This window comes from Streptomyces sp. NBC_00038 (genome assembly GCF_026343635.1).
Lineage (GTDB): Bacteria > Actinomycetota > Actinomycetes > Streptomycetales > Streptomycetaceae > Streptomyces.
This window is the reverse complement of record NZ_JAPELQ010000001.1, coordinates 7,674,939-7,700,949: the sequence shown is the minus strand read 5'-3', so window position 1 is coordinate 7,700,949 and position 26,011 is coordinate 7,674,939. Positions and strand designations below refer to the sequence as shown.

At 70.2% G+C, this 26,011-nt stretch carries 25 protein-coding genes; 13 read left to right on the top strand and 12 right to left on the bottom strand.

Features of this window, described 5'->3' with window-relative positions; translation table 11 throughout:
• Positions 1-209: 209 nt before the first annotated feature.
• The gene (locus OG219_RS34915) at positions 210-1,364 is read left to right on the top strand and encodes a serine hydrolase (protein WP_266833346.1); all 1,155 of its coding nucleotides are present in this window, start codon (positions 210-212) and stop codon (positions 1,362-1,364) included.
• Here OG219_RS34915 and OG219_RS34910 read toward each other — a convergent pair.
• Together OG219_RS34910 and OG219_RS34905 are read right to left on the bottom strand one after the other, a co-directional pair.
• Positions 1,354-1,881 (bottom strand): hypothetical protein, encoded by a 528-nt coding sequence (locus OG219_RS34910; RefSeq protein ID WP_266833344.1) that lies wholly within the window; start codon positions 1,879-1,881, stop codon positions 1,354-1,356. The genes OG219_RS34915 and OG219_RS34910 overlap by 11 nt on opposite strands.
• Before the next feature lie 57 nt (positions 1,882-1,938).
• A complete protein-coding gene (locus OG219_RS34905) occupies positions 1,939-2,589 on the bottom strand; it encodes a nitroreductase family protein (RefSeq protein WP_266833342.1) in 651 nt (216 codons plus the stop codon).
• A 146-nt stretch (positions 2,590-2,735) separates the two neighbouring features.
• Here OG219_RS34905 and OG219_RS34900 point away from each other — a divergent pair, with 146 nt between their 5' ends.
• Complete coding sequence (locus OG219_RS34900; RefSeq protein WP_266833340.1) at positions 2,736-3,452, top strand: IclR family transcriptional regulator; 717 nt, start codon at positions 2,736-2,738, stop codon at positions 3,450-3,452.
• On the opposite strand, the gene OG219_RS34895 is transcribed toward OG219_RS34900, so the two are convergent.
• The 5 genes from OG219_RS34895 to OG219_RS34875 form a co-directional block, all read right to left on the bottom strand.
• A complete protein-coding gene (locus OG219_RS34895) occupies positions 3,453-3,959 on the bottom strand; it encodes a hypothetical protein (RefSeq protein WP_266833338.1) in 507 nt (168 codons plus the stop codon).
• Positions 3,943-4,434 (bottom strand): RNA polymerase sigma factor, encoded by a 492-nt coding sequence (locus OG219_RS34890; protein WP_266833336.1) that lies wholly within the window; start codon positions 4,432-4,434, stop codon positions 3,943-3,945. The genes OG219_RS34895 and OG219_RS34890 overlap by 17 nt, the downstream gene beginning before the upstream one ends.
• Before the next feature lie 117 nt (positions 4,435-4,551).
• Positions 4,552-5,172: a class F sortase gene (locus OG219_RS34885; protein ID WP_266833334.1), complete on the bottom strand. Its 621-nt coding sequence runs from the start codon at positions 5,170-5,172 to the stop codon at positions 4,552-4,554.
• The gene (locus tag OG219_RS34880) at positions 5,169-5,519 is read right to left on the bottom strand and encodes a Tat pathway signal sequence domain protein (RefSeq protein WP_266833332.1); all 351 of its coding nucleotides are present in this window, start codon (positions 5,517-5,519) and stop codon (positions 5,169-5,171) included. The genes OG219_RS34885 and OG219_RS34880 overlap by 4 nt, the downstream gene beginning before the upstream one ends.
• A 169-nt stretch (positions 5,520-5,688) precedes the next feature.
• Positions 5,689-7,773: a glycosyltransferase family 39 protein gene (locus OG219_RS34875; RefSeq protein WP_266833330.1), complete on the bottom strand. Its 2,085-nt coding sequence runs from the start codon at positions 7,771-7,773 to the stop codon at positions 5,689-5,691.
• 248 nt (positions 7,774-8,021) lie between these two features.
• Between OG219_RS34875 and OG219_RS34870 the strand changes: the two genes are divergently transcribed.
• From OG219_RS34870 to OG219_RS34845, 6 genes are all read left to right on the top strand, one after another.
• Positions 8,022-8,774, top strand: coding sequence for a response regulator transcription factor (locus OG219_RS34870; protein WP_323183316.1), 753 nt, complete (start codon positions 8,022-8,024; stop codon positions 8,772-8,774).
• Positions 8,771-10,267, top strand: a complete 1,497-nt coding sequence (locus OG219_RS34865) for a cell wall metabolism sensor histidine kinase WalK (protein ID WP_266833328.1) — start codon at positions 8,771-8,773, stop codon at positions 10,265-10,267. The genes OG219_RS34870 and OG219_RS34865 overlap by 4 nt, the downstream gene beginning before the upstream one ends.
• Before the next feature lie 93 nt (positions 10,268-10,360).
• Positions 10,361-11,191 carry an FAD:protein FMN transferase gene (locus OG219_RS34860; RefSeq protein WP_266833326.1) on the top strand — a complete coding sequence of 277 codons (831 nt, stop codon included), beginning with the start codon at positions 10,361-10,363 and terminating at the stop codon, positions 11,189-11,191.
• Positions 11,188-12,624 carry a ferredoxin reductase family protein gene (locus tag OG219_RS34855; protein ID WP_266833324.1) on the top strand — a complete coding sequence of 479 codons (1,437 nt, stop codon included), beginning with the start codon at positions 11,188-11,190 and terminating at the stop codon, positions 12,622-12,624. Before OG219_RS34860 ends, OG219_RS34855 begins: the two co-directional genes overlap by 4 nt.
• Before the next feature lie 45 nt (positions 12,625-12,669).
• Positions 12,670-13,182, top strand: coding sequence for an FMN-binding protein (locus tag OG219_RS34850; protein ID WP_266833322.1), 513 nt, complete (start codon positions 12,670-12,672; stop codon positions 13,180-13,182).
• Between the two features lie 161 nt (positions 13,183-13,343).
• Positions 13,344-16,121 (top strand): hypothetical protein, encoded by a 2,778-nt coding sequence (locus OG219_RS34845; protein ID WP_266833320.1) that lies wholly within the window; start codon positions 13,344-13,346, stop codon positions 16,119-16,121.
• 71 nt (positions 16,122-16,192) lie between these two features.
• Here the strand turns inward: OG219_RS34845 and lpdA are convergent, their stop codons facing one another.
• Entirely contained in the window at positions 16,193-17,605 is a 1,413-nt protein-coding gene (gene lpdA / locus OG219_RS34840; RefSeq protein ID WP_266833318.1) for a dihydrolipoyl dehydrogenase, read from the bottom strand.
• Between the two features lie 14 nt (positions 17,606-17,619).
• The gene (locus tag OG219_RS34835; RefSeq protein WP_266833316.1) at positions 17,620-17,814 is read right to left on the bottom strand and encodes a hypothetical protein; all 195 of its coding nucleotides are present in this window, start codon (positions 17,812-17,814) and stop codon (positions 17,620-17,622) included.
• 243 nt (positions 17,815-18,057) lie between these two features.
• Here OG219_RS34835 and OG219_RS34830 point away from each other — a divergent pair, with 243 nt between their 5' ends.
• Positions 18,058-18,663, top strand: a complete 606-nt coding sequence (locus tag OG219_RS34830) for a hypothetical protein (RefSeq protein ID WP_266833314.1) — start codon at positions 18,058-18,060, stop codon at positions 18,661-18,663.
• 108 nt (positions 18,664-18,771) lie between these two features.
• The gene (locus OG219_RS34825) at positions 18,772-19,326 is read left to right on the top strand and encodes a hypothetical protein (RefSeq protein ID WP_266833312.1); all 555 of its coding nucleotides are present in this window, start codon (positions 18,772-18,774) and stop codon (positions 19,324-19,326) included.
• A 106-nt stretch (positions 19,327-19,432) separates the two neighbouring features.
• Here the strand turns inward: OG219_RS34825 and OG219_RS34820 are convergent, their stop codons facing one another.
• A complete protein-coding gene (locus tag OG219_RS34820; protein ID WP_266833310.1) occupies positions 19,433-20,197 on the bottom strand; it encodes an SDR family oxidoreductase in 765 nt (254 codons plus the stop codon).
• A gap of 390 nt (positions 20,198-20,587) precedes the next feature.
• On the opposite strand from OG219_RS34820, the gene OG219_RS34815 reads away from it, so the two are divergent.
• The 3 genes from OG219_RS34815 to OG219_RS34805 all read left to right on the top strand — a co-directional run bounded on the left by OG219_RS34815 (position 20,588) and on the right by OG219_RS34805 (position 23,347).
• A complete protein-coding gene (locus tag OG219_RS34815; RefSeq protein WP_266833308.1) occupies positions 20,588-20,986 on the top strand; it encodes a helix-turn-helix domain-containing protein in 399 nt (132 codons plus the stop codon).
• Between the two features lie 277 nt (positions 20,987-21,263).
• Entirely contained in the window at positions 21,264-22,226 is a 963-nt protein-coding gene (locus OG219_RS34810; RefSeq protein WP_266833306.1) for an NADP-dependent oxidoreductase, read from the top strand.
• A 32-nt stretch (positions 22,227-22,258) separates the two neighbouring features.
• Positions 22,259-23,347 (top strand): Gfo/Idh/MocA family protein, encoded by a 1,089-nt coding sequence (locus tag OG219_RS34805; protein ID WP_266833304.1) that lies wholly within the window; start codon positions 22,259-22,261, stop codon positions 23,345-23,347.
• Between the two features lie 40 nt (positions 23,348-23,387).
• Here the strand turns inward: OG219_RS34805 and OG219_RS34800 are convergent, their stop codons facing one another.
• Together OG219_RS34800 and OG219_RS34795 are read right to left on the bottom strand one after the other, a co-directional pair.
• Complete coding sequence (locus OG219_RS34800) at positions 23,388-23,723, bottom strand: PASTA domain-containing protein (protein WP_266833302.1); 336 nt, start codon at positions 23,721-23,723, stop codon at positions 23,388-23,390.
• Between the two features lie 55 nt (positions 23,724-23,778).
• Complete coding sequence (locus tag OG219_RS34795; protein WP_266833300.1) at positions 23,779-26,004, bottom strand: MMPL family transporter; 2,226 nt, start codon at positions 26,002-26,004, stop codon at positions 23,779-23,781.
• Positions 26,005-26,011: the final 7 nt, after the last annotated feature.

Here is a 26,011-nt window from a genome sequence, read left to right as displayed (position 1 = left end):
CGCCCTCCGCGATAACAGTTTTTCTCGTACGAAACTTTCGCCACGGCCACCACGGCCACTACTTAGGGGCAATCCCTGACAACACCCTTACGCTGCAAGGGAGTTACTCGGGGTCGATGCCAGGGGCGGGGCCCTTCCTGGTGAGGATCCGTGTAGGCGCGTACGGCCGCAGGATGATCGCAAACACCCGCGACCACCAGGAGCAGCCCATGCGCCGCACACGCATCGTCACCGCCGTCGCCGCCGCCCTCGTCCTGGGCCTGACGGCGGGTCCGCTGGCCGTCCCCGCCTTCGCGTCCTCGTCCTTAGCCGCCCCGTCCACCGCCGACCCCGACGCGGACGCCCTGGCCGCCGCGATCGCCGGGCTGCCCGATTCCGACGCGACGGCCGCCCTCGTACGGGTCGGCGGCACCGACGGGAGCTGGCGCGGGAGTGCCGGAGTGCACGACCTCGAAAGCGGGCGGGCGGCGGACCCGAACGGGCTGTTCCGGGCCGGTTCGACGACCAAGGTGGTCACGGCGGCGATGGTGCTCCAGCTCGCGGCGGAGGGCGACGTGGACCTCGGCCGGCCCGCCCGGCACTATCTGCCGGACCTGATCCCGTCCGCGTACAAGCGCGTGACCGTGCGCCAACTCCTCAACCACACCAGCGGAATTCCGGCCCCGGACTTCCCGGGCAACACCTTCGAGGAGGCTTACGCGCACCGCTTCGACATTCACACGGCCCGCGAGATGGTCGCCTCGGCCACCGCGAAGAAGCCCGAGTTCACGCCGGGCACCGGGCAGCACTACCTCAACATCGGCTACACCGTCCTGGAGGTGCTGATCGAGCGGGTCACCGGGCACTCGTACGAGCGGGAGGCGGCCCGCCGGATCTTCGACCCGCTGGGGATGGAGAACACGTACCTCCCGGGCACCGACCCGGAGATCAGGGGGCCGCACAATCGCGGCTACCAGGCCGTGCCGCGTGCGGACGGGACGACGGAGATGCGCGATGTCACGGTGTGGGGTACCACGGACACCGGGGCGGCGGGGGCCATGATCTCCACGACGGCGGATCTGGAGCGGTTCCTGAAGGCCCTCTTCCGTGGACAGGTGGTGCCGCAGCGGCAGTTGAAGGAGATGTTCACGGTTCCGGCCGGTATCCCCGGGGCCACGATGAGCGCGGGTCTCGAGCGTTATGTCGCCGGGGACGGCACGGAGTTGTGGCTGAAGACGGGCGGCCGCTGGGGGTACAACACGTTCATCGGCGCCACCCGCGACCTGTCCCGGACCCTCGTCTACTCCGTCAACTCGACCGATGCGAAGGGCCAGGGCATGAATCCGGTCGCCGAGCGCATCGTGCGGGCGGCGTTCACGCTGTGACGGCCGTCGCGGCCGAGGGCGCCGGGGTGAGCGCCTCCAAGCGCTTGATCCGCTTGCGCACGACGTACAGCGGGATCACCCCGAGGATCCCGAACGACATGTCGATGACCGTCCACCAGAAGGGAATTCCCCGGATGGGCCCGCAGATCAGCGCGAGCGGGACGATCCCGGCGCAGGCGATCATGCCGAACTCGATGACCCAGATGTTGCGCACGGGATCGCGGTAGGGCCCGTAGAAGGCGACCGCGATGACCAGGTGCGCGAACGCCAGCCAGTCCGTGCCGTACAGCACGAAGGGATACTCCGCGTCGGTGGCGTCGAGCCCCTGGCGCACCCGCTCGATCCAGTCCATCAGGGCGGGCAGGTGCTCGGGCACGGACAGCGCCCTCAGCGCGTCCTCGGTCCAGCGCAGTTCGTGCACCAGGGGAAAGGCCGTGGCGCCGCTGAGCACCAAGCAGACGACGAAGAAGACCAACCACGCGCGGATGCCCTTCAGAAGGGCGGCTCTGTCGCTCATGGCAGCAGCGTACGCCCTGAGTTGAACGCGTTCAAAACTGCCCCCTCGGGTCATGGCTCACCACGCGTCCCAGTGCAGCACCTCCTCGCGGGGCACTCGGCGGGCGGGGCGGAAGCCGGTGCCGAGGGTGTACGCGACGGGGATGAGGGCGGCCTGCATGACCTCGCCGTAGGGGATGCCGAGGACGCGGGCCGCCTCCTTCTCGTGGACGAGGTTGCCGGTCGTCCAGCAGGTGCCGAGGCCACGGGCGCGGGCCGCCAGCATGAAGCTCCAGACGGCCGGGAGTATCGAGCCCCAGGTGCCGGCCTGGCGGATGACCGGCGCGTCGTCCGTGCGGCCCTCGACGCAGGGGACCACGAGTGCCGGGACCTCGTGGAGGTGCTCGTAGAGATGCGTCGCGCCGGAGAAGACGCGGTCCATGACCCCCGGGGCGACATTGGCCCGCCGTACGTCGCGGGTCGGGACAGGGTCGGAGATGCCGGGCGTGGCCACACCCGCGCGCCACACCTCGGTGAGCGCGGCCCGCCGCTCCGCGTCCGTGACGATCACGAAATGCCAGCGCTGACGGTTGCGTCCGGTGGGCGCCTGGACGGCCAAGTCCACGCATTCTTCGAGGAGTTGACGAGGAACCGGGCGGGTGAGGTCGAGGCGGTGGCGTACCGCGCGGGTGGTGGAGAGCAGCTCGTCGGAAGAGAGGTCGAGAGTCATGTGTTGACCATCGCGGGCGGCGAGGTGGACCGGCAACGCACGGCTTTCACTGAGTAAAAGCGTGACGGTCGACACGCGTTGCGAACGAGACGTGACGACCGAGACGAGTCGAGACGAAAGGCGGTACGCGGCCATGAGTGAACGTCATGGGTGAGAGCGTCGCGGGGCGGGTCTTCTCGGTGCTGGACGCGTTCGAGGGCGCGCCGGACACCCTGCGGCTGACCGACATCGCGCGCCGCACCGGGCTGCCGCTGCCGACCGCGCTGCGCATGGTCCGCGAACTGGTCGCCTGGGGCGGCCTGGAGCGCGCCACCGACGGCTCGTACCGGCTCGGTACGCGTATCCGGGCGCTCGGCGCCGCGGCCCCTTGTCCGCGCGGGCTCCTCGACGCGGCACTCCCGGCGCTGCGTGCGCTGACGGCCCGTACGGGCGGCCACGCGGACGTCGCGGTCCCGGCGGACGGCACCGCCCTGTGCCTGGTGACCGGCGAACGGCTGCCGCTGCACGCGACGGCAGCCGGAAAGATCCTGCTGGCACACGGGCATGGTCCGCCCGCCACCGCCGTACGCCACACCCTGTACGCCGTACGCCACACCCCGTACACCCTGACCGCACCCGGCACCCTCGGCGCCCAACTGACCCGAATCCGTGAGACCGGCCTGGCCGAAGGCCACCAGGAGTACCGGCTCGGTGAACTCTCCCTGGCCGCCCCGGTGTCACGCGCCGGCCTCATGGTTGCCGCCGTCACCGTGACCACCCGAACCGGCACCCCGCGGCTCCGGCTCGCCCCGGCCGTACGCGAGGCAGCGGCCGCCATCGGCCGGGCTCTCGACGCGCCACCGCGTGCGACGGCGCGAGCGTAGTCAGCCCTGCGAGGCCGCCCGTGTGGGGACGTCCGTGCTCGGAACCGTCGACACCTCGGCGGCCGGCGAGGAGGGTGTCGCCGACGACGCGCGGGGGGCTTGGGTGCTGCTCGGGGAGCGGGAGCCGTCTGTCCGGGAAGTCTCGGTGGGGCGGGAGTCGACGGGCCCGGGCGTCGCCGACGGGGTGGGCGCGGTCGAAGGGGCGTTCGTGGACGGAGGAGCGGTCGGGGCCGGAGTGCTGCTCGCGGGCGGCGGAGCGAGCGGCACCGTCGGGGACACGGGTGTCTCGGGTGTCGCCAGGACGATGGGCAGCGTGACGATTGCGGCGACGGCGCACGACAGGCCGACCCCGGCCGCGGCGCGGAGCAGCCGGCGGCGGGCGGCACCGCGACGGATCGCCTCGTACCGGCCGGGGGGCGGGCCCAGGTACTCGGAGGCGGGCCGCAGGATGACGGCGAGGGGGTCGTCGGGGTCGAAGTCCGGACCCTGGTCAGAGTGTGTGATCAAGGCTTCTCCTCAGATGGGCACGAAGCAGTTCTCGGGCCGCGTGGAGGTCGGCCTTGATGGTTCCTTCCTTGCGCCCGGTCAGCACGGAAACCTCCCGGATCGGCATGTCAGCGTAGTAGTGCAGCAGGATCGGGACGCGCAGCCGTTCGGGCAGGGACTGCACGAGCAGGCGTACCGACGGATCGGCCTGTTCGGTCTCCGGACGGACGGCGGCTTCGGCCGTCGCACGGTGCACAGCCTTCCGTTCGCGCTCGATCTTGCGCCAGTGGTCCCGGACGAGGTTGGCCGCGGTCACGTAGAGGAAACCGCGGGGCTCCTCCACCGACGTCCATCGGGCCCAGAGCCGGGTGAACGCCTCCGAGGCGATCTCGTGGGCCGTCTCGTCGTCGTCGACCAGGCGACGGCACCAGCCGGCGAGGCGCGGGTAGAGGGCGGCGAACAGCTCGGACGCTGCCCTCTCGCTGGACCGTTTCAACGTTCTCCATGGTCGTGATGGCACCCGTACGGCACCGTGGGGAAGGATCCCAGGCCGTCGGCGTACGTTCCATCGGCCCAGGATCCCGGTGTCGGGTTGGGGGTTACGAGTGGCGGGTCAGGGACTGGCCTTGCCCAGCGCGGCGAAGACGATCACGTTGTCGGGGTAGCCGTCATCGGTGAGCGTCCCTCCGCAGGTGATGAGCCGCAGCTCCGGGCGGCCCACGTCCCCGTAGACGTCGTCCGTCGGGAACTCCGCCTTGGCGACCGTCCGTACGGAGGTCACGCCGAACACCGCCGACGTGCCGTTCTCCAGGCGCGCCACGATCCTGTCGCCCCGGTGCAGCCCCCCGAGGTGACGGAAGACCCCGTCGCCGTAAGCGCCGACCGTGACATGGCCGAGGATCACCGACGGCCCGGTCTGACCCGGCGTCGGCGAGTGCCGGTACCAGCCCGCCTGGTCGTGTGCCGTGATCGGGGGGACCTGCACGGTACCGTCCGAAGCCAGGCCCAGCCGCATGACCGGGGTGTCGACCTCGATGGCCGGGATCTGCAGCCTGACCGGGACCGAGCGTGCGAGGGCGTGCGTCGTCTTCGCGGAGGGCCGCGAGGACGACGGCGTGCTCGTGCCGGGGCTCGCGGTCGAGGGCTGTCCCCCGGCCTGCCGGCCACCACCACAGCTCACGAGCAGTGAGGCCACGGCCGCGGTGGTGAAGGCGCGCCTGGAGGGCGAGGTCATGCCCCGGTCGCCCGCCGGCGCCGTACGAGATAGACCGCCGCGCCGCCCGCGGCGAACACCGCGGCCGCACCCCCGCCGATCAGCGCACCGTCGGTTCCGGACTGCGCCGGCGCCACACCGGTGTCGGGCGCTCCCTCCGGTACCCGGGAGACCTCGCCCGGGGCGGGCGCCGTGGTCGGTTCGGCACTGGGCGCCCTGGTCGGTTCGGCGCTCGGAGCCTGTGACGCGCTCTCGGACACGCGGGTGGGGACCGGGCTCGGGGTCGCATCGTCGGCGAACGCGGGCACCGTGCTCGCCAGCACGGCGGTGCACCCGAGTGCCAAGGCGCTGAGGACAGTTCGGCGCATGAATCGCTCTCTTTCGTCGGTCCGCCCGCGCTCTTGCCCGGCGGGCTGGGTTACGGATCGAGAGGAGAGACGAGGCAGCGGCGGGTCGCGTTGTAAAGAGATGGCAAAGCCGGGCGCGGCCTCTCGGACTGTCCGCCGTGGGGCCTGCGGTCCAGCGGGTGAAAGGCGATCAGCTCGTGGCTGCGGTGAGGTCGTACACCGTCGTCGAGCCAACGGTCTGCGCGGTGAAGGTCGTCGTCACCCAGGAGGAGATCTGTGATCCGGTGGTGTCGGCGCCGTCGCGCGCGAAGCCGCCCTCCTGGTCGCCCTGGGTCACGAAGTAGTGGATCTTCCCGTCGGCGACGTACCGCTTGAACTGGGCCAGGGTCGGCGCCGGGTCGCTTCCGCCGAAGCCGCCGATGGGCATGACCGGTTCGCCGGTGGCGAGTTGCAGCCAGGTCTGGTTGTCGGAGGCGACGGTCGCGGCCACCCAGGTGTAGGCCTCGGCGTCCTTGACCAGCATGGCTCGCAGTTGGGGTGCGACCGCGTCGATGCTCCCCAGCTTGCTGTTGCCGCCCTTCGTGGTGCCGGCCTGTGCGCCCTGTCCGGACGGAGTGGACGCGGCGCCGGTCCCGCCCTGTTGGCCGTTCTGGGTTCCCCCGGTTCCTCCGGTGGGCCCGCCGTGGCCCTGCGCGTCGGACACCGCGGCGGGGCCGGCGAGTGGGGTCTGCCCGGTGTGTGCCGTGGTGACCGTGGCCCATGTGTAGGAGGCGGGGCCGGCCAGTACGGCTGCCAGTGCGAGCCCCGTCGCGCCGAGGGCCAGGCGCCGCGGAAGCGGAAGGAGTCGCGCGAGCAGCATCCCGGCTGCCGCCAGCACTCCTACGACGAGCACGGGCCAGCGGAGTTGGGAGGACCAGCCTTCCGCCCGTCCGAGCAGGACGAATGCCCACACCGCCGTCGCCGCGACCGTCACCGCCAACGCCGCCGCCGCGGCGCGGCCTCGCAGGCGCCGGAGGAGCACCGCCCCCATGGCGACGAGCGCGGCGATGTAGGGGGCCAGCGCGATGGTGTAGTACTCGTGGAAGGTCCCGGACATGAAGCTGAAGATCACCGCGGTGCATACCAGGGCGCCGCCCCAGGCCAGAAACCCCGCACGATGCAGGTCTGTTCGGGCGGCCTTGCGGGTGATCACCAGCGCGGCCACCAGAAGGATCAGTGCCGCGGGCAGCAGCCAGGAGATCTGGCTGCCCAGCGCGCTGTCGAACATGCGGGTGATACCGCCGGCCTCGCCTCCCTGGCCGACGCCTCCCCCTCCGCTCCCGCCGGGGATGCTGCTCGACGCGGTGCCGGGGATGCTGCTCGACGCGGTGCCGGAGATGCTGCCCGACGAGGAGGCACCTCCACCACCTTTGTTCCCTTCGTCGCCGGTGATGCGCCCCAGCCCGTTGTAGCCGAGGGTCAGGTCGAGGAAGCTGTTGTTGGTGGAGCCGCCCACGTACGGGCGGGAGTCGGCGGGCCACAGTTCGACGAGGGCCACCCACCATCCGCTGCTGACCACGATCGCGGCTCCGGCCAGCAGGACATGGCCGATCCGTTTGGTCAGCGGAAGTGCCGCGCAGACCAGGTAGACCAGCGTCAGAGCCGGCAGGATCAGCCACGCCTGCAGGGTCTTGACCAGGAAGCCGAGACCGAAGCAGACCCCGGTGAGCACCATCCAGCGGACGGCCCGGTGCCCCTCCAGAGCGCGCTGGAAGCAGTAGAGCGCGCACACCATGAGCAGGGTCAGCAGCGCGTCCGGATTGTTGAAGCGGAACATCAGAGCCGCGACCGGAGTCAGGGCCAGCAGCGCGCCCGCCAACAGCCCGGCGGCCGGTCCGTACAGTCGGCGCACGGCCGCGTACAGCACACCGACGGTGGCGACGCCCATCAGCGCCTCGGGGGCGAGGATCTGCCAGGACCCGAGTCCGAAGAGGCGCACGGAGACGTCCATGGGCCACAGTGCGACCGGTGGCTTGTCGACGGTGATGGAGTTCCCCGCGTCCGACGCCCCGAAGAAGGCGGCCTTCCAGTTCTCGCCGCCCGCCTGAGCGGCCGCCGCGTAGAACTCGTTCGCGAAGCCCGATGCGCCCAGGTTCCAGAAGAAGGCCACCGCCGTGACGGTCAACAGTGCCCAGAAGGCGGGGCGTTCCCATGCGGGACCGGCCGCGCGGTCGGCCTCCCCGGCCGTCTGAGGTGGCACTGGTCCCTCAAGGACAGAGGGGTTGAGCGTGGTCATGTCTCTCCTTGTGGATGATCGCGCAAGAGCTGTGGCCGAGGCTTCTGGAAGACCGCTGTCACCCTGCACGGGGGACCTCTCAGCCCGCTCTCAGCGCTCGGACCGGGGCGAGTTGTCCCCGCACGCCCTTCCCAGGCCGTGGGGTGCGGCTGACCAGTAGGGAGAGCGCGTCTCCGGCCGCTCCGCGCCTCACGCTCCGGGCATCCACATCTCAGGTGAATCTCACAATCGAGCGGTGTGATGTCGGGGTGACTCCAAGCCCTGCCGACCCCGCCTCCACGGCGCCCGAGCTGGTCCGCCCCGACGGCACCCGTGTCCGGGTGCTCGTGGTCGACGACGAACCGGACCTCACCGAGGTGCTCTGCGGCGCGCTGGCCTACGAGGGCTACGACGCACGCCCCGCCGCGGACCGGGCCACGGCGGTGCGGGCCACGGCCGAGTTCCGGCCGGACGCCGTGATCCTCGACGTGATGCTCCCGGACGCCGACGGTTTCACGGTGCTGCGCGAGATCCGCGCCGAACTCCCCCTGGTCTGCGTGCTGTTCCTCACCGCGCGGGACGCGGTCGAGGACCGGGTCGCCGGGATCCGGGCGGGCGGCGACGACTACGTCACCAAGCCGTTCAGCCTGGACGAGGTCACCGCCAGGCTGCACGGCCTGCTCCGGCGGGCGGGCATGGCTCGCCGGAGCGCGGGAGAGACCGCGCTGACCGTCGGCGACCTGGTACTCGACGAGGACGCCCACGAAGTCACCCGGGACGGTGAGGTCATCGCCCTGTCCCCCACCGAGTACGCGCTGCTGCGGCTGCTGATGCACCATCCGCGCCAGGTGCTCAGCAAGACGCTGATCCTCGAACGGATCTGGTCCTACGACTACGGCCACCACGCACACGTCGTCGAGCTGTACATCTCGTATCTGCGCAAGAAGGTGGACGCCGGCCGGCCGCCCATGATCCATACCGTGCGCGGCGTCGGCTACGTCCTCAAACCCACCGCCTCATGAACCCGGCGCCGCGCTCCGGGCTGGACCGGCTGCGCCCCCGCACCCTGCGCGCCAAGCTCACCTGGGGCCTGGTCGCCCTGCTCGCGCTGAGCTGCGCGACCGTCGGCCTGACGAGCGTGTTCGCCCTGCGCAGTTACCTCACCAGGCAGATCGATCATCAACTCGCCGACTCCGGCTGCCTGTTCCCCTCCTCGCTGCAGCAACCCGCGGACACCGAGCAGGAGTCGGTCGCGGACGACGACCACGCGGACACGGAAGCCGACACCCGTGGGCAGGCGATCGGCACCTTCGGCGCACGGCTGACCGACGCGAAGATCAGTGAGGCCGCCGTCGTCCAACCCGACCGGCGCACCGCCGTCACCCTCGACGCGGCCGACGAAGCGACCCTCAACGCCGTCCCGACCGACGGAAGCGCCCACACCGTCACCTTTTCGGCCCTCGGCGACTACCGCGTCTACGCCTGCGTGGGAAAGGACGACGACGTCCTGGTCAGCGGTCTGCCGCTGGCGTCGCTCCAGGAGACGGTCCATCGCCTGACCATCGTCTCCTCCGTGGTCTTCGGCGGAGCGTTGGTGATCACCGGAGTCACCGGTGCCCTGTGGGTACGCCGCTCGCTGCGCCCCCTGCGCCGGGTGACGGACACCGCGGCCGCCGTCGCCACCCTGAACCTGGACAGCGGCGCGGTCACCCTGCCGGGCCCGACGTCGGCAGGCGACCCGCACAGCGAGGCCGGCCAGGTGGCCGCCGCCCTGGACCGCATGCTCGGCCACGTCCAGGAGGCCCTGGCCAAGCGCCACACCAGTGAGGAGCGGCTGCGCAGCTTCGCCGCCGACGCCAGCCATGAACTGCGCACCCCGGTCGCGTCGATCCGCGGGCACGCCGAACTCGCCCTGCGCCACCCCGGCCCGGTCCCCGACAAGGTCGAACGGGCCCTGGACCGCGTGGCCGCCGAGGCCGCACGTATGAGTGCCATGGTCGACGACCTGCTGCTGCTCGCCCGCCTCGACGCCGGTCGCCCCCTGCAGCGTGAACCCGTCGACGTGACCCGCCTGGTCATCGACTGCACGGACGACGCCCGAGCGGCGAGCCCCGGCCACAGCTGGGCCCTGGACCTGCCCGAGACGCCGGTCACCGTCACCGGCGACTCCCACCGCCTGGCGCAGGTACTGACCAACCTCCTGGCCAACGCCCGCCTGCACACCCCCGCCGGCACCCTGGTGACGGTCCGCCTGGAGCAACGCGAGCCGGGCCAGTGCCTCCTGTCCGTCACGGACAACGGCCCCGGAATTCCACCCGAGCTCCGGCAGACGCTCTTCGAGCGCTTCACCCGCGCAGACCGCCGTCACCCCGGCACCGGGACCGGCAGTGCCGGAGCCGGCCTCGGCCTGTCCATCGCGGCGGCGGTCGTGGCGGCCCACGAGGGCACTCTGACCTTCGAGAGCAAACCGGGTTCGACGGTGTTCAGCGTGCTGCTGCCTGAGATTCCCCTTTAAAACCGGCCGGGTAACCGGTATCCGCCCTGACCTGAGAGGGAACTGAGAGGTCCGCTCGGGAAGGTGAGCGCAGACCACCGTCAAAGGAGCCCCATGAGCAGCGTTCAAGGCCATGCAGACTCATCGCCGCGGGCGAACCAGTCCTCGACCGACGCGTCTGCTCGGCATGTCCACGTAGAGCACGTCATGGGCACCGTGGTCTCCATCGACCTGCGCAACTGCGCCAGGAAGGAGGCCGTATCGGGTACCCGCAGTGTGGTGCGCTGGCTGCATGAGGTCGACGCCCTCTTCAGCACCTACCGGCCGGACAGTGCCGTCTCCCGTATCGTCCGCGGCGAGTTGACGCCCGGCCATGCGAGCGCCGAGGTGGCGTGGGTGCTCGAGAGGTGCGAGGAACTCCGGCGCGAGACAGGCGGGTACTTCGACGCATGGGCGACGGGATCCCTGGACCCGTCCGCCCTGGTCAAGGGCTGGTCGGTGCAGCGGGCCGCGGACGCGTTGGCGGCCCGGGGCCTCACCGACTTCTGTCTGACGGCCGGCGGCGACGTCGTGAGCCGCGGCAGCCGCCAGGGCGGTCTGCCCTGGCGGATCGGGATCCAGCACCCCGGCGACCGCCGTGCCCTGGCCGGGGTGGTGCACGCGCGGAGCCTCGCGGTGGCGACTTCGGGAACGTACGAGCGCGGGCAACACATCGTGGACCCGCACACCCGCACCCACCCCACCGGGCTGTTGTCCGTCACCGTCTGCGGTCCCGATCTGGGCACCGCCGACGCGTACGCGACCGCGGCCTTCGCGATGGGGCGCAAGGCCGCCGACTGGACGCTGGACCTCGACGGATACGAGGCCATGACCGTGCTGGACGACGAACGCGTGCTTCTCACGCCGGGCTTCCCGCTGGCCGACGGCGCCGAGGAGTCGAAATGACCACGCCCCGCGTCTCCCAGCCTCCTCCCAAGCCTCCCGTCCGCCCGCGCGACTGGCCCCCGCCCTCCGTTCCTCCCTCGTCACGGCGCACCGGGCGGGTGCGCCGCAGGCTGCCCGCCCGCCGCCGCCCGCTCGTCGTCGACGCGCTGGCCGCGGCCACCGGTCTCGGCCTCGGCATCTCACTGGCGCTGGGCATCGGCGCCCAGACCGTCAGCGCGCTGCACGCTCCGGGCGGAGTCGCCACCGCGCTCGGCCGCGTCACCGGAATGCTCAGCGGATACGCGATGGTCGTCACGGTGCTGCTCTCGGCACGCATCCCTCCGCTGGAACGCGCCCTGGGCCAGGACCGGTTGATCGTCTGGCACCGGCGCATCGCTCCCTGGGGTCTCTACCTGCTCCTGGCCCACGCCGTGCTGATCACCGTCGGATACGCGCGCGCGGCGAAGACGGGGATCCTGGCGGAGATCGGCCAACTGCTGTGGACCTACTCGGGCATCCTGTCGGCGACCGTCGGCAGCGCCCTGCTGGTGGCCGCCGGGGTCACCTCCTACCGGCGGGCACGTCGCCGGATGAAGTACGAGACCTGGTGGGCCGTCCACCTCTACACCTACCTGGGTCTCGGCCTCTCGTTCGTCCACCAGGTCGACACCGGTGCGCCGTTCGTCGGGCACTCCCTGGCCACGGCCTGGTGGACCTCGTTGTGGGTGGGTGCCCTGATCGTCGTGCTCGTCTTCCGGGTGGGGCTGCCGCTGTGGCGATCCGTCAGGCACGACCTGCGCGTCGCCAAGGTGTCCTCCGCGGGGCCGAACACCTGGTCCATCGTGCTCAGCGGGCGGCATCTGGAGCGGCTGCCCACGGCCGGCGGACAGGTCATGATGTGGCGCTTCCTACGCCGTGAGCTGTGGTGGCAGGCCCACCCCTACTCGCTGTCGGCTGCCCCCGAAGCGGGTCATCTCCGGATCACCGTCAAGGAGTTGGGCGACCACAGTACGGCCCTGTCCCGGCTCGCCCCGGGCACCAGGGTGGCGTTCGAGGGCCCCTACGGCGTTTTCACCGCTGACGCGAGGCATTCCCGAAACGTCCTGCTCGTCGGCGCCGGAGTGGGTACGACCCCGATCCGCGCCCTCCTCGACGACCTGCCCCGGGACACCCACGTCGTCGTCCTGCTGCGTGGCAGGCGCTCCGAAGACATCGCCCACCTGGACGAGTTCGAGCGTCTGGTCGGCAAACGCCAAGGCCGGCTGCACGCGTTGACCGGACCGCGGGAGGCCGTCCGTCTGGACGCACCGTCCCTGCACACCCTCGTCCCCGACATCGCGGGCCGGGACGTATTCGTCTGCGGCCCCGAGGAGTTCACCCGCGCGGTCATCGCCGCCGCCCGTGACGCCGGGGTGCCCGCCCGCCACATCCACCACGAGGACTTCGCGTTCTGACCCCGGTGACAGGCCACAGCCCCTCGACCACCCCTGGAGAATCCCATGCGACGTGCCCCGATCGTTCTGGTCGCGACCGTCATCGGCACCACCGGCGTGCTGATGTTCGAGCCCCGCGAGGTCACCCCGACCGTCGCGTCATCCTCTTCGTCGACGGCGAGTCAGGACGCGACCGTCTCGAAGAGCGGCTCCACCACCACCGCAACCGGCGCCGCCATCAGCACCCAGTTCGGCACCACCCAGGTTCAGGTCACCATCGAGGCCGGGAAGATCACGGACGTCAAGCCGCTCCAGATCCCCAGCAACGAACCGCAGTCGGTGCAGATCAGCAACGGCGCCGTGCCGACTCTGCGGGAGAGCGCCCTGACCAAGCAGAGCGCCGCGATCGACTCGGTCAGCGGCGCGACCATCACCAGTCAGAGCTACGCCGCCTCCCTCCAATCCGCCCTCGACAAGGCCGGTTTCACAGCGGCCGACGGCTCCACCGCACCGACCACCGCGCCCACCGAATCCGAGGAACACGGGCACGGCGGCGGATTCGGAGGCGGTGGCTTCTGACGGGGGCCCGCGCGGGCGGTCCCCGGTGACCGATTCCCGCCCTGCGCGGCCACACTTCCCCGGCACAGGCAACCCACAGGCCCCGTTTCGCTTCCTTCGAGGCGTGAGGGGCTCCCGGTACCGATGGGACGCCCGTGCTCGAAGTGTGAGGAGGGGACCTCTTGAACCGTACCCGGCGAATAGGTGTCACCGCCGTGGCCGTGCTCGCGGCCATGGCGGGCTTACCGGGACTGGCCCAGGCCCAACAGCCGTCCCAGGCAAAGCCGTTGACGGCGAACGCCGACGGCGCGCTGCCGCCGGGCTGGAGCGTCGCCGGGGAGGGCGGCGCGCGTGAGCTGGTCTGGCGGTCGGACAGGACCGTGCCCGTGGGCGACGCCCGGGTCGAGTTCCACTCGGACGGCAAGCTGCTCGGCGTACCGAAGCAGGCGAAGGACGGCCGCACGTTCCGGCTCGCCCTCGACCAGTCCACCCCGCTCAAGGACCTCCAAGTCCTGGCCGCCGGGCGCCGGTTGGACGCGTCCGCCGACACCGCGAGCAAGAAGCCGAAGAACTCCCTGGCGGCCGTACAGCCCCCGGCCCAGCTCCCGGCGAACTCCGTGGACCCCGGCAAGCCGGGCTCGTACGGCACCGTCACCGGTGAGTACGACCTCGACCCGGTGAAGCTGCCCGGCTTCCCCCAGCCGGTCGAGATGCAGGCCGTGGTCGTCGCACCCAAGGGCGCCACCGGCAAGCGGCCGCTCGCGCTGTTCCTGCACGGCCGCCACCCCACCTGCTTCAAGCCGGGCGGTACCGAGGACGACTGGACCCTCGAATGGCCCTGCTCGGCCGGCACCCAGCCGATCCCGAGCCCCAAGGGCTACCTGAAGGACCAGAAGCTGCTGGCCTCCCAGGGCTATGTGACGGTGTCGATCTCGGCGAACGGCATCAACGGCCAGGACGCGGACGTCGAGGACGCCGGTGCGCAGGCGCGCTCCTCGCTGGTACGGCAGCACCTCGCCAAGTGGGCGGGCTGGGCCGCCCACCCGAGTACGGCGCCGACCTCCGTGCCCGACGCGGCCAGGGCCGACCTGTCCCGTGTCCTGCTCGTCGGCCACTCGCGGGGCGGCGAGGGCGTCAACCGGGCCGCCATGGACAGCCTGTACCCGCCGCCCGCGGCGCAGGACGGCTACCGGGGCCCGGTGCGCTGGAAGATCCGCGGGACCGTCCTCATCGGACCGACGATCTTCGGCCAGAACCCGGTCGCCGACGTGCCGTCCACGACGATCCTGCCCGGCTGCGACGGTGACGTCTCCGACCTCCAGGGCGAGGTGTACGTCGACGGGACGCGCGGAGTCAGCAAGGGCACCGCCCTGCACAGCGCCGTCTACGTGATCGGCGCCAACCACAACTTCTTCAACACCGAGTGGACGCCCGGCCAGTCCGAGGCACCCTCCTTCGACGACTTCTGGGAGGACCCGGAGGGGCCGCCCGACCCGGTGTGCTCCCAGGGCGCCCCCACCCGCCTGACCGCGGACCAGCAGCACCAGGCCGGCGCCACCTACATCGCCGCCGCCGCCCGGCTGTACATCGCCGGCGACGACCGGGTGCGCCCGCTGCTCGACGGCTCGGGCAAGCGCGCCCCCTCCGCCGACCCGGCCCGCGTGCTGACCCACGCGGTCGGCGCCCGCCGCACCGGCGGCTTCCTGCCCGACGCCCCGGTCGAGGTGACCGGCGGCAGGCTGTGCTCGGCGATCGACCCCGACCCGGCCGTGGCCTGCCTGGACCCGGAGACCGAGGGTTCCTCGCCGCACTTCGCGTGGTGGTGGAAGGAGAAGGAGGCCGGCCGCAGCGCGGTCGCGCTGAAGTGGTCGGCGCCGGGCGCGGCGACCAAGGTCACCCCTCCCGCTCCGGTCTCCCTCTCCGGCGCCAAGAGCCTGGCGCTGCGGGTCTTCGTGCCGCCGAACACGACCGGCACCAAGCTGGACGTGACCGTCACCGACGCCTCCGGCCGCCGGGTCAAGCTCGGTCAGGTCAATGTCGACGGGCTGCCCGGCACCGCGCGCACCGCCTCCTACTGGGCGCGCGAGGTGCGTGTCCCGCTGGCCGCGGCCACCCGCGCCGGACTCGACCTCAAGCACGTCAAGTCCCTTGAGCTGACTCCGCGTTCATCGTCCGGACAGGCCTGGCTGATGGACGCCTGGGGCTGGGCCCCCGGTACGCCCGCGGTCAAGGCCCCGGCACTGCCGCGCGTCGACATCGGCCGGCTCACCGTCGAGGAGGGCGACTCGGGCAGCCTCACCTACCACGTCCCGGTCCAGGTCTCCGGGCACGGCAGCGGCAAGGTCCGCTTCTCCGTCATCGACCCGGACACCGGAGGGGCCACGGACAAGCTGGTCACGGTACGGCCCGGCAGCACCCCCATCGACGTGCCCGTGGAGGTGAAGGGCGACACGCGCTTCGGCTACGACGAGCAGTACGACGTCCTCGCGAAGGCCGTGCGCGGCGCCGTCATCGGCTCCTACCGGGGCGGGGTCACCGCGCTGAACGACGACCCCGAGCCCGCGATCACCCTCACTCCGGTCAAGGACCAGGGAGTCGAGGGAGACACCCTGACCTGGCGGATCTCCCTCTCCGAGCCCGCCGACGCGGACATCTGGCAGCCGGTCCTGGTCCTTCCGGTCACGGAGGGCGCCGAGCTGTCCACCAAGGACGTGGACCCGCAGTGGCTGATGGACTACGGCGGTGACCTCCCCGACCCCGAGCGCTCGCTTTCCGAGGCGGACCTGTGGGCGTGGATGAACATCCCGGCCGGGGCCACCGGCGTCGACTTCATCGTGCCGACGGTGAAGGACCAGCTGACCGAGCCGGCCGAGTCGGTACGCCTCGCGCTGACCGACTACGAGGCCGAGCCGCTGCCCGGCCACCCTGTGGTGACAGGCACGGTGGTGGACGGGTCGTAGGCCGCCCTGCGCGGGGGGCATGGACCTGGTGGTCCATGCCCCCCGCGTGTTCCCGGCCGCGATGCGGCGCCTCACATGTTGATCATGTGTCCGGCCAGCCCGTGCACCGCCTCCTTCACCGCCTCGCCCAGAGTGGGGTGGGCGTGCACGTTGCGGGCGACCTCGTGAACGGTCAGGTCCCACTGCTGGGCCAGGGTCAGCTCGGGCAGCAGTTCGGTGACGTCGGGGCCGATGAGGTGGCCGCCGATCAGCTCGCCGTACTTCGCGTCGCTGATCAGCTTCACGAAGCCGGTGGTGTCCCCCAGCCCGTGCGATTTGCCGTTGGCGGTGAACGGGAACTTCGCCACCTTGACGTCGTAGCCCCGCTCTCGGGCCTGGGCCTCGGTGTAGCCGAAGCTGGCGATCTGCGGCTGGCAGTACGTGGCGCGCGGGATCATCGCGTAGTCCAGCTCCATGGTCTCCGCGTCGGAGAGGGTCTCGGCGGCGATCACTCCCATCGCCTCGGCGGCGTGCGCGAGCATCAGCTTGGCGGTGACGTCGCCGATGGCGTAGATGTGCGGGACGGAGGTACGGCAGCGGCCGTCGACGTCGATCGCGCCGCGCTCGGTGACGGTCACGCCGGTGTTCTCCAGGCCGTAGCCGGTGACGTTCGGCGCGAAGCCGATCGCCTGGAGCACCTTGTCGGCCTCCAGGACCTGCTGGGCGCCGTCCTTGCCGGTGACCGTGACGCGGACCTGCGGGCCGGACTCGTCGATCGACTCGACGCGGGTGGAGGTGAGCACGTCGATGCCCAACTTGCGGTACTGCTTGGCCAGTTCGGCGGAGACCTCGGCGTCCTCCAGCGGGGCGATACGGTCCAGGAACTCCACGACCGTGACCTTCACGCCGTAGTTGTGCAGCACGTACGCGAACTCGATACCGATCGCGCCGGCGCCCGCGATGACGATCGACTGCGGCAGGTCCTCGGCGAGGATCTGCTCCTCGTACGTCACCACGCGCGAAGTGCGCCGGGTGCCGGGCAGCAGTTTCGGGGTGGCACCGGTGGCGATGATGCAGTGCTCGAAACCGATCGTGCGCGTCTCGCCGTCGTAACCGGCCACCTGGAGCGTGTGCGGGTCGAGGAACGTGCCGCGGCCGTCGATCTCCGTGATCTTGTTCTTCTTCATCAGGTAGTGGACGCCCTTGACCCGGCCGTCCGCGACCCGGCGGCTACGGCGGAACGCCTCGCCGTAGTCGAAGGAGACCGTCCCCTCGACCTTGATGCCGAAGGTCTTCGCCTCACGGGTGAAGATGTGCGCCAGCTCGGCATTGCGCAGCAGGGCCTTGGTGGGGATGCAGCCCACGTTCAGACAGACACCGCCCCAGTACTTCTCCTCGACCACGGCGACACGCTTGCCCAGCTGAGCGGCCCGGATGGCAGCGACGTAGCCGCCGGGACCGGCACCGAGGACCACGACATCGAAGCGCTCGTCCTGCTCGACCATGGAGAGTTCCCTTCTCACCGGGCGGTCTCGGGCATCACGTACGACTGACCGGCCCCAAAGGGATCATCCGTGCGCCGGACCGGCTCCCGCAACCGCTTCTTGTCGACCTTGCCGGCCTGCGACTCGCCGGGCCGCTCTTCCCACTGCGTCGCGAGTTGCGGCGGTACGAGGAATTGCTGATCCGGAGCCACGTGCGGCAACTCGCTCACGAACTCCTCAGCCGACCTCAATGCGCCTACCCACAAAGGGAGTTGAGTGGGTCCCGGGTGGGCATCGGGGGCTTGCGTGACCGGTGCGGACGTCCCATGCTGGCCGCAGCACCGAGGCAGGGGGGCCTTGATATGCGGTACGGGCGCGGTATTCGAGCTGCCGTCTTATTGGGTGTACTGGTGTCGGCCGGCGGCTGCTCGGACGGCGATGACGGAGCACGTGGATCGTCGACGCCACCCGCAGTGTCGACCCCGGCCCCTGCCGCGACCGGGACCGCGACCCCGTCGAGCAGTCCGCCCCAGTCGCCGTACAGCGACAGCGACACCGTGCTGATGGCCAAGGGCGACTGCTACGGATCCGTGCCGGACAACGCGCCGGGTCGTGTCGAGGAGATGGCCTGCGACGCCCCCGACGCCATCGGCAAGGTCCTCAAGCGCGCCAAGGAGAAGACGACCCAGGACACCTACATCGACTGCCCCGACTCCACGGACGACGTGCTGGGCATCAGCGACACCGGCGGCCCGGAACTCGCGGGCTCACGTGACTACACCCAGTACGTGAACGGCATCGGTTACGCCTGCGTTCGCAACCTCAAGGCCCCGCACCCCGGCGACCCGGGCGGAGGCGGCATGGAGATCCGCGTCGGTGACTGCCTGTGGACCGAGGGCCCGGACGACCAGTACCGGGAAGTCCCCTGCGAAGGCGAGACGTTGCCCGACCTCAAGATCGTCGGCGACCTGGACCTGTACGGCAACTGCCCACGCGAGGACGACATCCAGCTGACAGAGGACTCATTCCTGAGCATTGCCGGGCTGGAGGGTCCGACCTACTGCGCCCGGCGTCTGTGATCACACCCACCACGCCCGGATCAACACATCAGACCAGCCCGACGCCGAGACGATCGCTGCAGCTACGCTTCCGCGGCACAGCCGATGTTGAGCAAGACCGGGGAGATCGTGAACAGACCGCTGCTGTTCCTCGACGTGGACGGCCCGCTCAACCCCTACGCGGCCAAGCCGGAGAAGCGCCCCGACGGCTACACCACGCTCAGAGTGCCCCAGGACAGCGGAACTCCAGACGAACGCAGAGGACTCTCGGCCCGGCGGCGACCCCTGCGGGTCTGGCTCAACCCAGAGCACGGGCGATCCCTGCTCCGACTCGGCTACGAGCTGTGCTGGGCCACCACATGGATGGACGACGCCAACCAGTGGATCGCCCCGGTGCTCGGCCTTCCCGAACTCCCCTTCGTCGACTTCGGCGACGCCCTGCTACAAGACCGCCCCGACGGGGTCCACTGGAAGACCGGCCCCCTGGTGGACTACGCCAACGGCCGTCCCTTCACCTGGGTGGACGACGAACAGAGCGATCTGGACCACGCATACGTGACTGCCCACCACCGCGGGCCTGGGCTTCTGCACCACGTCAACCCGCGAATCGGTCTGCGCGAGGACGACTTCCGCACGCTCGCCGACTTCGCTCGATCCCTCGACACTCCACGAGCCAACGACTGAGCACGTCGCCAGTCCTCCAGACAGCATTGTGCTCGGTTCCGCGATCATTGCGGGACAACCCTTAGCGTTTGTGGTGTTCGGCTGACCAAGCCTTGCCAACGCCCCGTCAGGCTGCGGTCATGCCGCCGTCGATGGCGAGCGCTGCTCCGGTGATGAAACTTGCTTCGTCGCTGAGGAGGAAGGCCGCGAACGCCGCGATCTCCTCGGGCTGGGCGATCCGCCCGATCGGGTGCAGCGCTCCGGCCACGCGGACGGCCTCTTCCGGCGGCATGCCCATGTTGCCGCGGAGCAAGGGGGTGTCCACGCCACCGGTGACGAGGGCGTTGATCCGGATGCCGGCGGCGGCCGTGTCGAGGGCGGCCGACCGGGTGAGCCCGACCACGCCGTGCTTGGCGGCGCTGTAGGAGGCCATGGCGGCGGCGCCGGTGACTGCGAGGTTGGAGGTGTTGTTCAGGATCGCGCCGCCACCGGACGCCTGCAGCAAGGGAATCTGGTACTTCAGGCTGTAGAAGACGCTGGTGAGGTTGAGCGCCAGGTCGGCGTCCCAGGCCTTGGCGTCGATACCGGCGACCGGGCCCACCGCGGTGGCCGCGCCAACGTTGTTGAAGGCCGCGTCGAGGCGCCCGTGCCGGTCGACCACCTGCTGGACCAGGTCCGCGACTTGGGCCTCCACGGTCACATCTGCGGCCACGAAGACGGCGTCCGCTCCGCCGGCGCGAAGTTCGGCAGCCAGCGCGTCGCCGGCTTCCTTGCCGCGGGCCGCCAGGACGACCTTCGCGCCTTCGGCGGCGATCCGTTCGGCTGCGGCACGGCCCATGCCGGAGGTGGCGCCGGTGACCAGAACGACCTTGTCGGTGAAACGTGCTGACATTGCTGCGTACTCCTGTGTGTGCTCGATAGGGCCAATGGACGCCTGGGACCCGGCGATGAGGACGTCCGCCTCGGGGAGGTCCCGGAGTCGGTTCGGCCGGTGATTCAGCGCGGCTGCGCCCGCCCACGTCCGGCTCGGCGAATGCGTAGAGGCGAACGGCTCGACCGCCGCCATTCTCAGAGGGGTACCTGATGTGTACCCGGTACGTTTCCCATACCTGGTACGTATCCGTACCTGGATCGAGTCTCCGGAACAGGAATCAACGCGGCAAGAGGGCATTTTGAAGTGCTCAGGTATCACCGAGGGAACCGACCCTGGGGATGGGGCTGGTCCTATGATCTGCAGCCTGGGGCCGTCTCCGTACCTGGTTACGCTTGTATACTTCCTGGTATGACGCAGGCGATCACGGAACCGCGGGAGACAGGCACCGAACTGTGCGAGCAGGGCCATGACCTCATCCGCAGCGTGCTGGAACGCATCGGCGACAAGTGGTCGGTCGTGGTGATCTGCAAGCTCGCCGACACCACCCGCGGGTTCAACGAACTGCGCCGCCTCAGCGGCCCCAACCCCATTACCCAGCGGATGCTCAGCGCCACCCTGCGAAGGCTTGAGCGTGACGGTCTCGTCTCGCGGACCGTCCACCACACCAAGCCCCCGCGCGTCGACTACGCCCTCACCGCGCGCGGGCTCAGCTTGCTGGGCATAGTCCAGTCACTCGCGCGTTGGGCAGAGGACAACTCCGGCGGCATCCTGGACTCAAGAACGGCTTTCGACGCCGAACAGGCCTGACAGCCTCGGTGTGAGGCGTCCGGAGTCCAGTTCTCCAGTGGGTCCATGGACCAGATCCCGGACAATGTCGGCGAGATCCTTGCCCGAGTTCCAGGTGGTCTCCGTCGTTGCACCTGCTCGCCGCGTGGTTGTCCGCAGACACCCCCCGGAGCGGTTCCCTCGGTGATACCAGGGCACTTCAAACTGCCTTCTTGTCGACCCATCGGATCGGTCCGACGATCGTCGAGTCAGTGGTCGACCGACACTGACCTGCGCATGGGGTACTGGAGGATGATCCGTGAGAGCCGTAGCAGTGACCGAGTACGGCGGGCCAGAGGTGCTGCGACTGGTCGACCTGCCCGAGCCGCATGCGGGACCGGGACAGGTCCGGATCCGGGTGCACGCGGCCGCGGTGAACCCTGCCGACACCCTCCTGCGGATCGGCGACACGGACGGAGCACTGTCCGAGGTGGTGCCTCAGCCCTACCGGCCCGGCATGGATCTGGCCGGAGTCATCGACGAGATCGGCGAGGAGACCGACACCGACCTCGAACTCGGTGACCGCGTGATGGCCATGGTCGTCCCCATCGACGCCTCGGGCGGCGCCTACGCCGAGTTCGTGGTGCTCGACTCACGGCAGGTGAGCCGCTCCCCCGAGGGAGCGCGGCACGTAGAGGCCGCGACAGTGCCGATGAACGGGCTCACCGCGCGTCTTGCCATCGACGTGCTGTCACTCCCGCCCGGTGCTTGGATCGCGATCACCGGAGCGGCCGGCGCCGTGGGGGGCTACGCGGTGGAACTCGCGAAGGCCGACGGCCTTCGGGTGATCGCCGACGCTGCCGCAGCCGACGTCGATCTGGTGCGCGGTCTGGGTGCCGATGAGGTCGTCGCACGAGGCGACGGCATCGCGGACCGGATCCTGGAGGTGCGACCAGAGGGTGTCGACGCGGTGATCGACGCTGCCCTCCTGGGCGCTCAGGTAGAGCCGGCGCTCCGACCGGGCGGTCAGCTCGCGATTCTGCGGGGGCCGACGGAACGGGGTGCGGGCCCGCTGTCGGGCCGACCCGGAGTGCACGTCCGCGACGTCTGGGTGCCCGAATACCGGTTCGCCACGGACAAGTTGGAGCAACTCCGCCTTCTGGTGGAAGACGGCAAGCTCTCGATGCGAGTGGCTGCGGTCTATCCCGCGAGCGAGGCCGCCGAAACGCATCGTCGGCTTGAGGCAGGCGGAGTTCGGGGACGCCTCGTCCTCGAATTCTGAGCGCACCCAGCACTTCCCGAGAAGAGAGAGATATGCCAAAGCCCATAGGCGTCGGCGTAATCGGCGCCAGTCCGGGGCCAAACAGTTGGGCGGCGAACTCGCACATCCCTGCCCTGCGTGCATTGCGCGGCTTCGAGTTGCGCGCGGTCGCGACGAGCCGAAGGGCGTCCGCCGATGCAGCCGCACAGGCCTACGGCGTCGAGGGCTTCGACGATGCACGCAAGTTGATCGACCACCCTGGCGTCGATCTTGTGGTTGTCGCCGTCAAGGTCACCCAGCACTACGACCTCGTCAAGCAGGCGCTCGCGGCGGGCAAAATGGTCTACAGCGAATGGCCACTGGGTGCGACGTTGGCGGAAGCAAGAACACTGGCCGAGCTCGCCGAGGCCAATGGTGTGCGAACAGTCATCGGACTCCAATCGAGGTTTGCGCCCGCAGTGCGCCGCATGCATGACCTTGTCGACGAGGGCTATCTCGGCCGGACATTGGCAACCACGCTGATCGGGTCCGGCGTGGCCTGGGGAGCGACGACAGACCGAGCTCACGCCTACATGTTCGACGCCGCCAACGGCGCGACCACTCTCACTGTGCCGACGGGCCACGCCCTCGACGCGCTCACCTACGTACTCGGCGATATCACCAGCGTCACCGCAACTCTCGGAATCGGCCGCGGAGTAGTCCGGATCGCAGACGAGGGCGCGGACGTGCCGGTGACAGCACCGGATCAAATCGCCGTGACCGCCGGTCTACGGTCGGGAGCCACCGCGTCGATCTTCTACCGCGGAGGCTTGTCCCGCGCCGGTGATCTGCGATGGGAGATCAACGGCACATCGGGCGACCTGTTGTTGACCAGCCCGGTGGCGAACGGGAACATCCAGGCCACCGAGTTGACCTTGGCAGGCGGGAGCACCCCGGAAACAACGCTGAGCCACCTGGATTTGCCGCAGCCTGCCGACCCGGAACTCGCCGCCGTCCCGGTCGGACCTGCCCGTAACGTCGCCGCGCTCTACGCGGCGTTCGCCGAAGATCTGGCCAAGGACACCTGCCAAGTACCGGACTTCGCGCACGCTCTCACGATCCAGACGTTGATTGCAGACATCCAGGCCTCGGGCACCCGTTGAAACGCAAGCCCTGAACGTCGTCGCTGGAGATCCGTGCCCATTACGGAACAAGTGGCTTGGACTGAGATGTACTGGAGCAGGTCTCGCCCTTCTTCACGACGTACAGGGTGACGGATGTGGTGAGGGACAAGCGCGCAGGCGGCGGCTGCTGCGAGCAGACTTTCCAGTTGCTTCCGCGCAGCGGAAGGCGGTTCCTGTAGTGGGCGTCTTCGCTGGCGAGCCGGTTGAATCCTGCCTTCCGGGCAGCCGTCTGAGCCTCGCGGAGGGTCATCCCGCGCAGGTCCGGAAGCTCGGCCGTGCGTTTTTGGGCCTGTTGGGACAGTGCCACCAGAGCGACGACGATCGCGACGGTGAGGACCGCGGTGCCTTTACGCATGACTCACTCCAGGGGTCATACGCCCGCACACGGGATGTGCGGGCGCATCGGGGGCTCAGCGGGTCGGGGTGAAGGCGGCGTCCCTGGGGGCGGGTTCGTGGGTCGCGGGGACGGCGCTGCCGAGCTTCTCGCCTTCGATGTCGACGTGCGGCAGGCGCCGGTCGAGCCAGCCGGGCAGCGACCAGGCCCGTTGGCCGAGCAGGGCCAGGACGGCGGGCACGATGGTCATGCGGACCACGAACGCGTCGAAGATCACCGCGGCGGCCAGACCGAAACCGAGCGATTTGATCATGGCGTCGTCGCCGCCGACGAAGCCGCCGAAGACACCCGTCATGATGAGGGCGGCGGCGATGACGACCTTCCCGCTGTGCCGGAAGCCCTCGGTGATCGCGGCTCGCGGCTCGGCGCCGTGGACGTACGCCTCACGGATCCGGGTGACCAGGAAGACCTGGTAGTCCATGGCGAGGCCGAAGACGATGCCGACCAGGAGGATCGGCATGAGGCTCATGATCGGACCGGTGGCCTGCAGGCCGAACAGGTCCTTGAACCAGCCCCACTGGAAGACCGCGACCACTGCGCCGAGAGAGGCCAGTACGGACAGCAGGAAGCCGAGCGCCGCCTTGAGCGGCACCAGAATCGAGCGGAAGACGAGGATCAGGACCAGGAAGGCCAGGCCGACGATGAGCGCCAGGTAGGGGAACATCGCGGCGGAGAACTTCGCGGCGACATCGATGTTCATCGCGGTGGTACCGCTGACCAGGGCCTGCGCGCCGGTCGCGGTCTGGACCTCCTGAGCCTGGTCGCGGATGGTGTGGACGAGGTCGTTGGTCTGTTCGCTCGCGGGCGAACTCTTGGGGACAACGGTGACCATCGCGGTGTCGCCGGCCGGGTTGTACGTAGCTGGTGTGACGGCGGCGACGTCCTTCAAGTCCGCAACGTGGTCGGTGAGTTGACCGACCGCGGTCTTCGTGGCTACGGGATCGCTGTCGCTGACGACGAGGGTCAACGGGCCGTTGAAGCCGGGGCCGAACGACTCGGTCAGCATGTCGTAGGCCTTGCGCTCGGTGGTGGCGGTGGGCTTGGAACTGTCGTCGGGCAGGCCCAGTTCGAGCTTGGTCGCGGGCAGCGCGATCACACCGAGACCAAGAACCGAGAAGATCAGGACCTTCCACGGGCGGCGCAGGACGAAGGCCGCCCAGCGTTCCGCCGCCGGCGGCTTCAGGGCGGTGCTCACGGTGGTCTTCGTACGGGCGGGCTTCCGGCTTGAACTACGCCCCAGGGCCCGGTCGGGGGCGAAGGCCAACAGGGCCGGGACCAGGGTGATGGCGACCAGGACGGCGATGATGACGGCGCCGGCGCCGGCCATTCCCATGGCCGTGAGGATGGGCAGGTTCACCACGGCCAGGCCGACCAGGGCGATGACGACGGTCAGACCGGCGAAGACCACCGCGGAACCGGCGGTCCCGTTCGCCCGGCCGGCCGCCTCGCGGGCGTCATGCCCTGCGGCACGTTCGGAGCGGTAGCGGGAGACGATGAACAGGGCGTAGTCGATGCCCACCGCGATGCCCAGCATGGCCGCCAGCGCCGAGGTGCTGCTGCTGAGGTCCAGGGCGGCGGTGAGCGCCGTGATGGCACTCATGGTGACGCCGACACCGATCAGGGCGGTCAGCAGCGGCATGCCGGCCGCGATGAACGAGCCGAAGGTGATGACCAGGATCAGCGCGGCGAGCACGAACCCGAGCGCCTCGGAGGAACTGCCCGACTCGGCGGGTGCCAGTGCGCTGCCGGACGCCTCGACGATCAGGCCCTGGTCGCGTGCGGCGTCGAGGGCGCCGTCGAGGCGAGTGTGGTCCGCGTCGGTCAGGTCTGCGGCCTTGGCCTTGTACGTGACCTGGGCATAGCCGGTGGTGCCGTCGGCGCTGATGGTCTTGGCCGCGAACGGGTCGGCGACCGAGGCGACCCGTGGCGATGAGGCCTTCAAGTCCTTGAGCAGCGAGGAGACTTCGGCCCGCGGACCGCTGTCGGCCAGCTTCTCCCCGCCGGGCGCCCGGACGACGACGCGGGCGCTCGCCCCGTCGGCGTTGGCCGCGGGGAACTTCTCGCCGAGCACGTCGTACGCCTTCTGCGCCTCGATGCCGGGCAGGGTGATGTTCGAGTTGCTGCTGCCGCTGCTGCCCGCCGCCGCGGCGCCCGCGATGCCGAGTACGACCGCCCAGACCAGCAGGGTCAGCCAGCGGCGCTTGAATGTGCCGCGCCCGATCCGGTGCAGAAATGTAGCCATGAGAAAC

Excerpts from the sequence above, each read along its gene's own strand:
- OG219_RS34815 (WP_266833308.1), top strand. The coding sequence starts at position 20,588 with ATGACGCAGGCGATCACGGAACCGCGGGAGACAGGCACCGAACTGTGC.
- OG219_RS34855 (WP_266833324.1), top strand. The coding sequence starts at position 11,188 with ATGACCACGCCCCGCGTCTCCCAGCCTCCTCCCAAGCCTCCCGTCCGC.
- lpdA (WP_266833318.1), bottom strand. The coding sequence starts at position 17,605 with ATGGTCGAGCAGGACGAGCGCTTCGATGTCGTGGTCCTCGGTGCCGGT.
- OG219_RS34795 (WP_266833300.1), bottom strand. The coding sequence starts at position 26,004 with ATGGCTACATTTCTGCACCGGATCGGGCGCGGCACATTCAAGCGCCGC.
- OG219_RS34800 (WP_266833302.1), bottom strand. The coding sequence starts at position 23,723 with ATGCGTAAAGGCACCGCGGTCCTCACCGTCGCGATCGTCGTCGCTCTG.
- OG219_RS34880 (WP_266833332.1), bottom strand. The coding sequence starts at position 5,519 with ATGCGCCGAACTGTCCTCAGCGCCTTGGCACTCGGGTGCACCGCCGTG.
- OG219_RS34865 (WP_266833328.1), top strand. The coding sequence starts at position 8,771 with ATGAACCCGGCGCCGCGCTCCGGGCTGGACCGGCTGCGCCCCCGCACC.
- OG219_RS34910 (WP_266833344.1), bottom strand. The coding sequence starts at position 1,881 with ATGAGCGACAGAGCCGCCCTTCTGAAGGGCATCCGCGCGTGGTTGGTC.
- OG219_RS34900 (WP_266833340.1), top strand. The coding sequence starts at position 2,736 with ATGGGTGAGAGCGTCGCGGGGCGGGTCTTCTCGGTGCTGGACGCGTTC.
- OG219_RS34805 (WP_266833304.1), top strand. The coding sequence starts at position 22,259 with ATGCCAAAGCCCATAGGCGTCGGCGTAATCGGCGCCAGTCCGGGGCCA.
- OG219_RS34915 (WP_266833346.1), top strand. The coding sequence starts at position 210 with ATGCGCCGCACACGCATCGTCACCGCCGTCGCCGCCGCCCTCGTCCTG.
- OG219_RS34875 (WP_266833330.1), bottom strand. The coding sequence starts at position 7,773 with ATGACCACGCTCAACCCCTCTGTCCTTGAGGGACCAGTGCCACCTCAG.
- OG219_RS34905 (WP_266833342.1), bottom strand. The coding sequence starts at position 2,589 with ATGACTCTCGACCTCTCTTCCGACGAGCTGCTCTCCACCACCCGCGCG.
- OG219_RS34885 (WP_266833334.1), bottom strand. The coding sequence starts at position 5,172 with ATGACCTCGCCCTCCAGGCGCGCCTTCACCACCGCGGCCGTGGCCTCA.
- OG219_RS34850 (WP_266833322.1), top strand. The coding sequence starts at position 12,670 with ATGCGACGTGCCCCGATCGTTCTGGTCGCGACCGTCATCGGCACCACC.
- OG219_RS34820 (WP_266833310.1), bottom strand. The coding sequence starts at position 20,197 with ATGTCAGCACGTTTCACCGACAAGGTCGTTCTGGTCACCGGCGCCACC.
- OG219_RS34860 (WP_266833326.1), top strand. The coding sequence starts at position 10,361 with ATGAGCAGCGTTCAAGGCCATGCAGACTCATCGCCGCGGGCGAACCAG.